Genomic DNA, 12,257 nt, shown 5'->3' with positions numbered 1-12,257 from the left:
TAGCAGCGGCAATATCTATTTCTTAATAAATTTTGGAGGTGGCGTATGAGTGATAAGATAAAGCGTAGTCAGGTAGATGACATTAACAGACGCAATAATGCGGCTGACAGCTATAAAAACAGATCCTTTGGCAATAAAAAAAGTATAACTGACGAATATACGGGTAAGAGAATTTTTTATGATGCTAATAAGCATATTAATGAAAAGCAATCAAACGTTGACCACATTGTTCCGTTAGATGAGCAAATCAGGCGTTATGGTCGTGATTTGACGCCGGAGCAGATAAGAACAATGGCTAATGCTGATGCAAACCTTGCTAATACCAATGCTTCGCTGAACAAGTCCAAGGGTGCGCTGAATAACCACGAGTATATAGCAAAAAAATATACTGAAGCAGGCGCTGCGCAGATTAATGATGTATCAGAGACTTTATTTGGCAAGAAAATCTTCAAGACAAATAAAAAAGCTGTTGACTGCCCGGATGCTGTGACGAGCGTTAATATGCTGAAAGAAGAAGTGAAGGCAGAGGCGCATATACGGACACAGGCGACTAAGTATAAAATAGAAAATACGGTTAATGAAATAAAAAACAGCAAAGTTATCAGTTCTAAGCTGGATGCAGTTGCGCCATCGGTCAAGAAGGCAACTGCTGCCGGCAGTGAAGCAGCCTTTGTAACTGCAACAGTTTCCGGCTTGACCAACCTTGTGGGCGTGGTGAAAGGTGAACATGACATTAAGCAGGCTGTAAAAAATGTCGGAAAGGATACTGTAAGGAGCTTTGGCAGTGCTGCCGGTATTTCGGTAGTACAGGATGGTGTTGTCGCAGTAGCGAAAAAGGCCGGGGCAAAGGATTTTGCTAAGCTGGCAGGAAAAAATTTGCCGATTATGCAGCTGACGATGGCTGTAGAAATAGGTGGCATTGTGGCGAACTATTTAGATGGCAATATCAGCGGCGAAGAATGCTCTGCGCAAATTGTTTGCGGTACTGCCGGTGTATTGGCAGCTAATATGGCTTTTGCCTTGGGCGGACCGGTGGCGGCAGTGGTTACTTCCCTGGTTGTGGGGGAAATTACCAGGGCGGTTACTAAATACCAGATGGAACGTAGGCTAGATAAAAAACGTCAGGCGGAATTTAAGCATATTATTAATACTGCACTGCAAAGTCTGGCGCAGCAAAAGCAGCGGATTGATGAATACAATAAAGCAAAAGCTGCATATATGACAGCGGCCTTTGACGGTGGCTTTGAGCTTGTTATGCAGGGAGTTTATGCAGTAGATGATAAAGCAATCACCCAGGGCTTGAATGATATTTTGGCGGTGTTTAACCAAAAATGTGCTTTTCAGTCACTGGAGGAGTTTAATAGTTTTTTTGACGATAAAGATGCAGTGCTGACATTATGAAGGGGGCAGATGATATGATCGGACTGGTACTTGGGGCAGTTTTGGGCAGCGGCCTTTATGGCGCAGAAAAATCAATGCAGATAGATAGCAGGACGAGAAAGCGTTATGCTAAAGCTTTTGCGATGGAGCAAGAAGCTCACAGGCTGGTGGAAGTAAAGCAGCAGGCAGCAGATAATGCTATGAAGAAGCTTTCCAACCGTAAGCGTTCGATATTGATTACTTCAATGCAGAATTTTGTTGCTGTGTATGGCAAGCTCATGAAAATTGACTTTCGTGATGACAAGATGCTGGCAGTTTTAAATCAGCAAAGCTTTAGCCCTAAAGAGATACAGATTATCAATGCAGTGGCACAGACGGCGGTAAGACCAATGACTGATAAAGAAATTGCTGTCAGTATCTTAAAGGGCTTCGGCGTATTTGGCTTAGGCAATGCTTTTATTGATGACTCTGAAAGAGAGCTGCAAATGGCTGGCGCGCAGCTGCGCAGTTCGCGTGTTGTCTATAGTCAGGCTGAAAATTTAGCTGCTGTTTTAGATGGTGTGATAGCTTCTTGCAATAAGGTGTCTGATTTATTGCCAAGGTTAAATAGGTTGTTTATGCAAGCTATCAGCTATTCAGATGAACTGATTGCTGCTAAGGGCAGGGACAGAGCTGCTTATACAGAAAACGACCGCAAGGCCTTTTGCAGCTGTATAAATCTGGCGGTTACACTGAAAAAAATAATTGATGCTCCTGTACTTACGGACGAAGGAAAGGTTACGCAAGAAACAACGGAAGCATTGGCGATTGGCAGTCAGTGTATGCAGGATATAAAAAATTTATAGATTTGGAGGAATCGATATGAAAAAGTTTGTGGTTAGTGACAAATGCATTGCTTGTGGCAACTGCTTATTAGAAACAGAACTTTTACAGGAAGATGCTGAAGGCAAGGCTGTGCCTGCCAATGGTGGCTATTTTAGTGATGATTTTTTAGCTAAGGCTGAAGAAATTGTTGCCGGTTGCCCTGTACAAGCTTTGAGCATAGCGGGAGGCGCAGGCACAGACTTAAGCAAGCTGCCGGAAAAGCTGCAAAACGCTTTAGCCAAGATTACTGTTCCGAATGTTACCAGAAAAGATGTTGAGATGCACGCACAGGATTACCGTATGACCTGCTCCTATCCGCAGGGAGAATATCGTTATGATTATTCCAGCGAAAGCAGAGCTATGAGTGCTGCGGAAAATGAATTTGATCGTATCTGCTATTCGCAGTATAAGAAATTCATTCTTGAGGTTTTTGTGCAATACAAGGAAGATAAGCTGAGAAAGTTTTATACCTTTGATGAAAGTGGCTTCTGGGGACAGATTAACAAGCAATATGCAGATGTGCTGCAGGAATTTGCCGGAGCGGCAGCTGCAGGCGGAATTAAGCTGCCGGCAGACTTTAAAGAATTTGAGGTTTTCCCCGGCGGCAGTGCTAATGAGAAGGATTCTGTGCTTGTGTATATGCTCAATGTAAGGCTCAAAGAGTTTGAAGACCGTGGCTGCAGTGATGTAATGAGAGAGTTTAATGGCTGCAATTATACTTCCCGTAGTGATTATAGGGATTATATGGATACAGATGATACAGAAGTATATGCAGGCACTAGCTTCTTCGGTAACGATAAATATGAAGAGAAATATTGCTATAAAGATGTAAATAAGGCTTGTGAAGAATATATGGGAGATTTGAAGGATGCCATTAATTATGTGGATTACGATTCCCAGGTTATCGATACCATTGATGCGGCCTTAAAGGATTACAAAGAGCGTGTCCAAAAGGAAATAGATAAAAAGGTTGCCCTGCTGAGTAAGGCAGTTGGAGATTCCAAAGCAGCACTGCTGAATAGCGGCGTTGGAGATTCCAAAGCAGCACTGCTGAAATAAAATTTGATAGGATTAAGAAGCATTAATTTGTTGTTGGGTTAGAAGAAGTGCCGCACGAAATACACTTATGTTAATTTGTGCGGTATTTCTCGTTTTTATTATATTGATAATATGCTATAATAAGTAGTAGGAATTTACCTCAGTTGCAATAAGGTGGCGCTAATTATGCCGGAACAAAATATTAAAGGTTATAATTAAATTAGTTGACCGAAAATGCTTAGCAGATTTAGCCTTATGCAGCTAATATAAATTAAGGGGCTGGTTTCCATGAGTTGGAAGGTTTATGTAAAAGTCAATCGTTGGCTATGAGTTTTGCTGAAGAATGTTCCTGCGTGGAGCAGGCTTCTTAAGGAGACGCATATTGGCGGTTGGCTTTTTTGATTTAACTTGATAAAAATGGCGTGAAATATGTATTCTGTAAAAGAGTTTAGTAAAAATCAGGAGGGAAAATTTTATGAGTAATTTAGCATCATTAACAGCGCAAAGAGATGGGTTGTTGAAAAAAATTCGTGCAATAGAAGCAGCTTGTGAAGGTATAGAAAATGAGAATAATGCCAAGAGAGTACAGGAATTAAATTTGGAGCAATCGCAGTACTCGGCGCAAAGACAGGAAATCGCTGCCAAATTGGCAGTAGTAGATGGAAAATTAGCAGCTATAAATGCAGGGATAATGGAATTAGGGGGTACGGGTGTCGAAAAAATTCTTGAGGCCATCAAGAATCAGAGATGGTATTTTATAAAAAATAAACCCAAAATTCTTTTTGATAAAAATACAGGTTTGCTTTGGGCTAATTTAAATACGTTTAATTATCACGACAAAGATGGAGGATATTATAAATCTTATGAATATCTTGATAATATAATAAATAATTATTCGTTTGGGGTTGATGGCTTTAGAGTACCGACTTGTTATGAGCTTTGGCAAGCAGTAGAAGATACAACGATACCATTTCATAGAGATAGTGATAATCAATGGAGATTGCTTGGTAATGGTTATTGGGCTTGTGAATACAATGGTTGTATACGAGCAAAAAATTTGGGATATAGTGGAGCTACGAGTCATATTGAAGATTATAGTGTAGCGTTATTTCCGTGTTCTGATCATTTGATTAAGAACTCGGATTATCAAGAAAAAGTTAAACCGGGAAATCCTGTTTACACAGAAAAAGAACGCCTTAAATTCACTTTAGACCTGTTCACTCAAAATGAATTAGTGCCGATTTTTAATGATGAAGCAATTACGGAGCTTTATAAAAAGCTGTATTTTGAAAAACCCCAATTATTAGAGCAGCTGCAGGAGCTGGAAAATCAAATTAAGCAGTTGCAGACAGTCACATTGCTTTCATCAGATTTTGATTACACAGCGTTGCTGGCAAAGTATGATATCAAGGCTATTGATGCTTCTCTCATCAGGTATTATCAGGCTGTGCAGCAGTGGTGCAGGGAACTCATGGAAAAAGTGGATTATTACGAAGAACAAAAGGCTTCAGTAATCAAGGATTTCAATTTAATCAGTCTTAAGCTTTCCAAAAAATATGAAGCTAATTCTAATCTTACAGAAGCAGAAAACAGCTTACTGTGCGACAGACAACACTTCTTTCAGAAAAACTTTTCTTTGGGAATGAACAGCGTTAAAACAAAGCTTTTGGCTGTGAAGAAGCAGGCCGATGCTTTGGAATACAGAATTGATGAAATTGATGAGGGTGAAAATTCTCTTCGTGAATTGGCCGAGCTGGAGCAGGAAAAGAGAGCAAGCTTTGCTTTCCTGGCGGAAAATACTGCCAAAATCATCAAAAATGCTTTGCGCAAGATTGAATATTTTGAGGCAAACCACACCTTCGTCATGAATGCTATCAATATCTGGGAGAATTGGACTGAAGGCTATAGAGTTTTCAAAACAACCTATAAAGAAGATATGAAGCATGACTGCGAAGATGATGGAATTGAAGAAGAAATATGGTCTGCCTGGTATCAGGATTGGCAACAGTTAAGATATGCGATTGAATTAAAAATGCAGCCGATTATTGAACGTGGCTTGCGAGGCTCCATGCCAACGAATAAAGAAGTGAAGACATCTGTCCCGGAACAGCTTATTCATATTTTAGATGATTATAAAAAGCAGATTGATAAGTTTTACAAGGAAGAACGCAAGGGAATTTATCAGAAATTTGCTTTTCAGGTTGGTGGCGATTTACAGGAGAAGTTTGAAACAGAAAGCAGTCTTTACAAATTTGTGGCGATGCTTCAGTCAGAACTGCAGGATATTATCTTCAACTGTAAGAATGCTGAAGACAGAGTCTGGATCTTGAATTGGGCAAATAGCTTGCTGGATATTCAAATTGACGAAGTTTTAAAGTTTGTTGCTAATAATGATTTACAGAAAATATCACACACCATCTTAGATGAGTTTGCTGCTTTGAAACAAAAGAATTATGATATTTACCTTGCAGATGCTAAAGCATATAGTGAAGAAAAGGCAAGGCGTGAAAAGGCGTACAATTCTTTGATTTTCAAAATGCGTAAGGATTTGGCTAAGTAGCAAAGGAAGTAATGGTTTATGGAAAGCGTTGTTCCGCAGCTGCCGATAACTGATGCAGTATTTACTGAAGAAATTTGGGTGCAGAAGAATCCGGTAATGGGTGACCATATACGTGTAAAACGTATGGGTGGTATTTATACGCATCACGGTATCTATGTTTCAGATAATGAAGTTATTCATTTTACCGGTACAGATGATGATAGCATTATGGATTCATCGAAAAACAGTGTTATCAGTTCAGATTTAAATTTTTTCCTCAAAGGCGGTGAGCTGGAGGTAAAAGAATATACTGATGAAGAATTTCAGGACCTGTATGCGCCGGACCAGATAGTTGCTTATGCACGTAGCTGTATTGGTGATGGCGATTATAATGTAATTTTTAATAATTGTGAGCACTTTGCTAATGTTTGTACCTTGGGCAGGTTTAGAAGCCATCAGGTAGAACGGTTATTGCAAAATAAGGGGGTTGATGATATGGGATTTTGGGGAACAGTAGGTGGATTTTTTAAAGGATTGTTTGGTGGCAGTTCTAGTAGTGGTGGTAGTCGCTCGACAAGCTCAACGGTATATGAGCCCGATAAGGTAAGGATAGCTGAGATTGAGCAGAACACAAAAATCAGATTAGCCACTATGGAACGCGAACGTCAGGAGCTTATGCATAAGGCGCAGCTGGAGTTTTTGCAGGCGCAGCACGATTGTGACGAAGCACTTGTGCAGGCAAAGGTGAAGGGATTTGCTGCGACAGCAGAGATGATTATCAGAATGCAAGCTAAGTTAACGGAAATTGCCGAAAAGCGTATAGACATTATAGAAAAAGGTTCTATGCCAATTATTAAGGACATTGAAAAATTTTATGAGGAGCTTGGAGATAAAGTAAATGCAGATAACGATGAGTACAATATGGAAAAACTGCCAGCGTTATTAGCAATCTTGGAAAAATATGAGATTGATTCGCCTGCGCATAAGCTGTATCAAAAGCGTATTGAAGACGATATGAGATTGCAGGGTGAGTATTACATGAAGCAGTTGGACAATATTGCGATACGTCAGCAACAGGTTATTGATGGCTTTATCAAAAGTAAAAATAGCATTATAGAACAAACAGGTATGCTGACTAAGGAACTGCTGGCGAGCGTACAGAAGCAGACGTTAGAGCTTAGTCAAGGTGGAGAGACAAGCTTAAAGGAAATACAGCAAAAACAGCAAACGCTTTTGTCAGGTCAGAAACCGCTGGCTTTAAGCGAAGGCAAGCAGGATGAAGTAAAAAATAAATAACTTCAATTTTTACACTCACTTCGCCAACTATGCCAATCGGCTCTCGGAGAAATCCGGGAGCTTTTTTGTTATTCAAATATCACGGCATTGGTCCAAATTTTGGGGTTGGGCTGTTACATGAGTGTGGGTCGACCTAGTCCGTAGTTGTGGGTAGACCTATTACAATATGTGGGTCGTGCTAGTACAAATTTTGTGGTCGACCTAGTCCATGTTATTGGGTTTCAATGGCTGGAGCGTATTGCTCCAGCCATTTTCGTCTTTAAAGAGTGAATTTATCGTATTTGTTGAGACAATAAAGGATTCGGTTACGGGTTCGTTTAAAATTTCTAAAGCCGTTGGCATTTATAATAAGTTTCTTCAAAATTCTGTTCTTCGATTCAATGTAACTGTTATTTATGCGCCTGCCATTAATCGTTGTAAATGAGTTTAGTATTTCTTGTTTCCAATTAACTAGAAGGCCATAAAATTCATTGTATTCAGGTATTCCGAAGTCACCAAATCGGTTCTTAAGTATATCATAGTTTTCTTCGAGACTGCCGGAAGCTTTGTAATATTCTCCACTCTGATTAAATTTCAGATACAATTCTTTTAAGTTATAAGCAATTTCCAACTCTGGAAATTGAGCAAACAGTAAGTCTCGGATATCTCTTAAATTGACATAACGGCCTAAGGCTTTGTTGTATTTTGGTTCATTATCTAAGTCCGTAGTATGGTTAAATACAAAATTAAATTTTCTTAGAAGATACTCATAGGTATGGTTTTCAGTATTTCGTGCCCATCTTAGCCTAATCTTATTAAAGTCATCTGTAAGATGTTTGGTTACATGAAAGCTGTCTGCACAAACAATGGCATCCGGGAAACATATCTGTGCAACATCCCTAAAATTGTCATACAGATCCATAGATATATACTTTACGTTATTGAGTTCGCTGCGTTTGAGAGTGTAATTCTGTATATCTCCACGGATAGAGGCAAAATAGTCAATAAGGTAATGCTTTCTGCGAGTAGGAAGTACATCTATTACTTCACCCGTGATAAAATTCATGAGCAGGCAGCAGTAAAGAGAATCCATATCAGATTCAGGGAAATAGTGCTCATCCATGGATAATACCATTGGTAAAGGCTTACGCATAATATCTACGTGTTTGTCAAATAATCTTAGAACAGTAGCTTTGGAAACATGGTATCGTTCAGCAACACTGGTATAAGTGTCTTCGGGATGCTTTAAATCTTTCAAAATATTAATTTTGGTTTCGTGAGTTAGTCCGTCATTGGCTTTAGTAAAGGGATTAAGTTCGTTAAAAGAATAAGAACACTTGGGACAACGGAATCTTCTTTGGCGATAAACAATGCTACATTTACGGTTGACCAGTGTAGAGTGTATGAGAGTTCGTGGGTAGTATCCATGAATTTTTACAGGTCCGGAACAGAACGGACAGATCTTAGAGGTAACTTTTAGCTTAAGATTAATAATGATTGAGCCGTCGGACTGCGCAATGGTTTGTAGTTCCTCAATCTTATCCTCTTGAATGTTAAGCATATTTGTGATAAACTGACGCATAGATAAAAATCCTCCTTCGTCTTAGTCATATAGGCAATTACTATTTTAACGAAGGAGGGTTTATTTGTTTAGATGTGGCTTGTACAGAAATTTTAGTCTGTACAAGCCATTTTTGCTTATTGTTGAATAGGGTATTTTGGCCTACGACCACAAAAGTTGTACTAGGTTGACCCACAGATTTGGACTAGCTTGAGCACAAGAATGTACTAGCGAAACCACAAAATGTACCAGGTCTTAATCGAGCACAAAAATTGGACTAGGTCGACCCAACCACAAGTAATGGACTAATGCAAATATCACAAAGAAGAAATTTTATACTAGTATTATTGTTTCTCATTTCAATTTATACTAAAAGCAGGCGGTATAATAGCAGGTTTACAGCGTGCGTGTCAAATATATTCCACATATATAAAATTTAAAGCACCGCACTAGACACCTTTTTAGTGCATAATATAAGGTGAGAGATAAGGAGTGGTACTTTTTGTTTGAAGAAAAATATAAAACTATTGGCTTAAATATAATGTATTATCGCAGGGCATTGAGCCTGACGCAGAGTGAGCTGGCGGAAAAAGCCAAAATGTCAAGAGCGCGCGTTTCAGATATTGAATGCAGCAAGGGACCGTTTAATATGGAATCTATATTTTTGCTGGCGCAGGCTTTGGGGGTTGACCCGGTGCGGCTTATGCAGGAAAAAGAATGAGACGCAGCATAAATAAATAATGATGTAAATGCATTGCCCCGCTCTAAAAAGCAAATACCTAAAATTAAACTATATGTAAAGTTATGAAACAATTGTGCAAAGATAAGAAGTTGAGAATGTGCGATAATATAGTGGTAAGAGGAGTGAAAGCTAAATGTTTGCGTCTAGATATAAGAAAATAGGTGCTAAAATAGTTTTTTATAGGAAATTGAAGAGCATGACACAGGAGAAGCTTGCCGAAGAGGTTGGCATTACGCCGCAATATTTATCGCGGATTGAAAATGGCGGCTATACAAAAAGCGTATCACTTTCAACCCTAATGAAGATTGCCGAGAAGCTGGGCATTACTATGAGTGAGCTGATGGACGGGGTAGAGAATGCGTAAAATTAAAAGCTCATATCAATATAACTAGAAATTAAATATTAATCGTTTTTAAAATAAAGAGGTTTAAACTATATAAATATTATCAAGGGGAAATGATTGTGCAAAAGTATTATCCTTTTCCATGCGATTGTTGTGGGGAATGTTGTAAACATGTGAATAGAACACCACAATTATTAGGATTTGATAGAGGCGATGGTATTTGCAAATTCTTGAATGTGGATAACAGATGTTCAATTTATTCTATCAGGCCTAATGCTTGCAATGGTAAATATGTTTACGAAAACTATTTTCCATATATGAGTGTTCGGGAGTTTCATAATATTATTTATTTTTTTTGCAAAATAATAAAAGGAGAAAAAGAATGAAAGATTATATAAAAATAAACAGGGCGTTAGATGATCAATATCTAAAGGTTATTGAAGGAAATATTACTAATTTAAGAAAACAAGGTTTATATCCAGAAAAATTTACTTATCCGATTACGTTACAATTTGAATTGACAGGACGATGCAACCTTGCTTGCAAGCATTGTTATAATAGATCTGGTGATGTTGATAGGGAGACGTTAATGACACCAGATAAATGGTGTAGTTTGGCTAAAGAGATAGTTAAAGATGGTGGTATTTTTCAATGTATTCTTTCTGGCGGAGAGCCGTTATTATTAGGTGATCGCCTATTTGATATAATGGATATTTTGCATGATGATGGGACTTCTTTTGTAGTTATTACAAATGGTTACCTGCTAACTAAAGAAAAAGTAAAACGCTTTAGTAAGTACAGATATTATTGGTTTCAAGTATCTATTGATGGTTCAACAGCAGAAATTCATGATGAGTTTAGAGGTGTGAAAGGTAGCTTTGAACGAGCAGTAAATGGTGCTTTGGAAATTTCACAAGCTGGAATACCTCTTGTAATTGCCCATACGGTAACTCCTAAAAATCTAGGAAAAATTGAAGATATGGTAGATTTAGCATATAGCATGGGGGCATGCAGAATTATTTTAGGTGAGGTTTTGCCCAGTGGAAGAGCTATTGCTAATGAAGATATTATTTTAACGAAAGAACAAAAAAATTACTTATATGAAGTTATTAATCAGCTTCAAAATAAGTATAACGGGAAAATAGAAATTAGAAGAAGTGCAGATTTGGGGCATCAAATGAAAAGGTATAGCTTAGAGAATAATGCTGGCGGTATCATTAGACCTAATGGGGAATTCCGATTAGATTGCATGGCTCCATTTATTATTGGTAATGTTTTAGATACTCCGCTAAAAGAGTTGTGGTTGACGCATGGTATTAATGCATGGAAGAGTGAAAAAGTTCAAAAATTTATTGCTTCAATAAACGAGGAGACTCAAAAGGGCAATATTCAAAATCATGTTGATAAAGATATTTTAGTTTAAATAAGGAGTAGTTTGTGATGAAGAAAAGTTATGTAAAACCGGCAGCTATGTGTTTTGATATGGGGAAAAGTGCATTCCCGGCGGTAGGTTTAGCTTTAGTTGGGGGGTACGCAGTTGGAAGAGCAGTAGCTCATGCTATGAAAGCGAGCCCTGTAGTAAAACTAAAAAAATTAGGTAGGTGAATTATGGTGGTATACGATTTTTTTAAAGATAAGATTCCTAAAGTTATAGCCCTAAAGACCAGGGAAAATGAAGATTATTTAATAGCAGAGTCAGATGGTTTAGATATTTTTTATTTAAATGAAACGGCTAAAGATTTTCTGGAATTATGTGATGGAGAAAGAAAAATCGAAGAAATAAAAGAAATATTTCTTAAGGATTACGTAATTGATGAAAATAGTTTAGAACAAGACATAGTAAATCTGACACGAGATTTACAATGGAAAAATATTATCAGATTGGAGGATTAAAAATGAAAAAATATAGCAAACCATTAATTAATAATATATATCCTAGTGAGAGTGCTATTCCCGCTGCCCTAGCTGTTTCTAGCCTAAGTAAAGCAGCAGCATTTACGGTAGGCGCTGCTTCTGGTTTAATGCTTAGAGATATTCACAGTAAAGCTTTACTGTCTGTAAACAATAATTCAACAAGATTCAATCAATAATTTATTGTTATTGGAATTGAGTGGATCTAATCGTTAATTTTCAGGCGAATCTTAAAAATAATAATACCCTTTTTTTGAGCTTCCAGTTAAAGATAACAACTCAGATGGTTTAATGTTGAGTGATTTAGTGATATAATTTTCGGAAGACATACTGTCTCAGCCTCCTTTTTAGAATGTATATTTCGGTATATTAACATTCTGGAATAGGAGGTTTTAGTTTTTGCTTAGATATGTAATATTGATTTGTATGCTTTGTGAGTGGAGACTTTATTAGACGCTTATGTAATTTGTGCGGCATTTCTCGTTTTTATTATACTTATTCGCAAGAACTTTAAGAATGCGCGAAGTGTTCCATGTCTTTAAAAATTTGTAACAGGATTTACTAATAGCTTCGATTGCGCTAAAATAGGATTGATATGTAGTTA

Annotated in this window: 12 protein-coding genes; 11 read left to right on the top strand and 1 reads right to left on the bottom strand. The window is 37.8% G+C overall.

Annotation, left to right across the window (positions count from 1 at the left end; translation table 11 throughout):
• Nucleotides 1-45: 45 nt before the first annotated feature.
• From RDW05_RS04460 to RDW05_RS04440, 5 genes are all read left to right on the top strand, one after another.
• The gene (locus RDW05_RS04460; protein ID WP_307977993.1) at nucleotides 46-1,401 is read left to right on the top strand and encodes a hypothetical protein; all 1,356 of its coding nucleotides are present in this window, start codon (nucleotides 46-48) and stop codon (nucleotides 1,399-1,401) included.
• A 14-nt stretch (nucleotides 1,402-1,415) separates the two neighbouring features.
• A complete protein-coding gene (locus tag RDW05_RS04455; protein WP_307977992.1) occupies nucleotides 1,416-2,225 on the top strand; it encodes a hypothetical protein in 810 nt (269 codons plus the stop codon).
• A gap of 16 nt (nucleotides 2,226-2,241) precedes the next feature.
• On the top strand, nucleotides 2,242-3,303 hold the full coding sequence (locus RDW05_RS04450) for a ferredoxin (protein ID WP_307977991.1): 1,062 nt from the start codon (nucleotides 2,242-2,244) through the stop codon (nucleotides 3,301-3,303).
• A 454-nt stretch (nucleotides 3,304-3,757) separates the two neighbouring features.
• The gene (locus RDW05_RS04445) at nucleotides 3,758-5,842 is read left to right on the top strand and encodes a hypothetical protein (RefSeq protein ID WP_307977990.1); all 2,085 of its coding nucleotides are present in this window, start codon (nucleotides 3,758-3,760) and stop codon (nucleotides 5,840-5,842) included.
• Nucleotides 5,843-5,860: 18 nt separating this feature from the next.
• The gene (locus RDW05_RS04440) at nucleotides 5,861-7,117 is read left to right on the top strand and encodes a lecithin retinol acyltransferase family protein (RefSeq protein ID WP_307977989.1); all 1,257 of its coding nucleotides are present in this window, start codon (nucleotides 5,861-5,863) and stop codon (nucleotides 7,115-7,117) included.
• Between the two features lie 259 nt (nucleotides 7,118-7,376).
• Here RDW05_RS04440 and RDW05_RS04435 read toward each other — a convergent pair whose 3' ends face one another.
• On the bottom strand, nucleotides 7,377-8,678 hold the full coding sequence (locus RDW05_RS04435) for an ISL3 family transposase (protein ID WP_307977988.1): 1,302 nt from the start codon (nucleotides 8,676-8,678) through the stop codon (nucleotides 7,377-7,379).
• Nucleotides 8,679-9,159: 481 nt separating this feature from the next.
• Between RDW05_RS04435 and RDW05_RS04430 the strand changes: the two genes are divergently transcribed.
• The 6 genes from RDW05_RS04430 (at nucleotide 9,160) to RDW05_RS04405 (ending at nucleotide 11,832) form a co-directional block, all read left to right on the top strand.
• On the top strand, nucleotides 9,160-9,378 hold the full coding sequence (locus tag RDW05_RS04430) for a helix-turn-helix transcriptional regulator (RefSeq protein ID WP_307977987.1): 219 nt from the start codon (nucleotides 9,160-9,162) through the stop codon (nucleotides 9,376-9,378).
• A 154-nt stretch (nucleotides 9,379-9,532) separates the two neighbouring features.
• Nucleotides 9,533-9,763, top strand: a complete 231-nt coding sequence (locus tag RDW05_RS04425) for a helix-turn-helix transcriptional regulator (protein ID WP_307977986.1) — start codon at nucleotides 9,533-9,535, stop codon at nucleotides 9,761-9,763.
• A 361-nt stretch (nucleotides 9,764-10,124) separates the two neighbouring features.
• Complete coding sequence (locus RDW05_RS04420; protein ID WP_307977985.1) at nucleotides 10,125-11,165, top strand: radical SAM protein; 1,041 nt, start codon at nucleotides 10,125-10,127, stop codon at nucleotides 11,163-11,165.
• Between the two features lie 17 nt (nucleotides 11,166-11,182).
• Complete coding sequence (locus tag RDW05_RS04415; RefSeq protein ID WP_307977984.1) at nucleotides 11,183-11,347, top strand: hypothetical protein; 165 nt, start codon at nucleotides 11,183-11,185, stop codon at nucleotides 11,345-11,347.
• A 3-nt stretch (nucleotides 11,348-11,350) separates the two neighbouring features.
• Nucleotides 11,351-11,635 carry a PqqD family protein gene (locus tag RDW05_RS04410; RefSeq protein ID WP_307977983.1) on the top strand — a complete coding sequence of 95 codons (285 nt, stop codon included), beginning with the start codon at nucleotides 11,351-11,353 and terminating at the stop codon, nucleotides 11,633-11,635.
• A 2-nt stretch (nucleotides 11,636-11,637) separates the two neighbouring features.
• A complete protein-coding gene (locus RDW05_RS04405) occupies nucleotides 11,638-11,832 on the top strand; it encodes a hypothetical protein (RefSeq protein ID WP_307977982.1) in 195 nt (64 codons plus the stop codon).
• Nucleotides 11,833-12,257: the final 425 nt, after the last annotated feature.

Source organism: uncultured Phascolarctobacterium sp. (genome assembly GCF_902463975.1).
Taxonomy (GTDB): domain Bacteria; phylum Bacillota; class Negativicutes; order Acidaminococcales; family Acidaminococcaceae; genus Phascolarctobacterium_A.
Note: the sequence above shows the minus strand (reverse complement) of the source record. Positions and strands in the feature narration are given on the sequence as shown.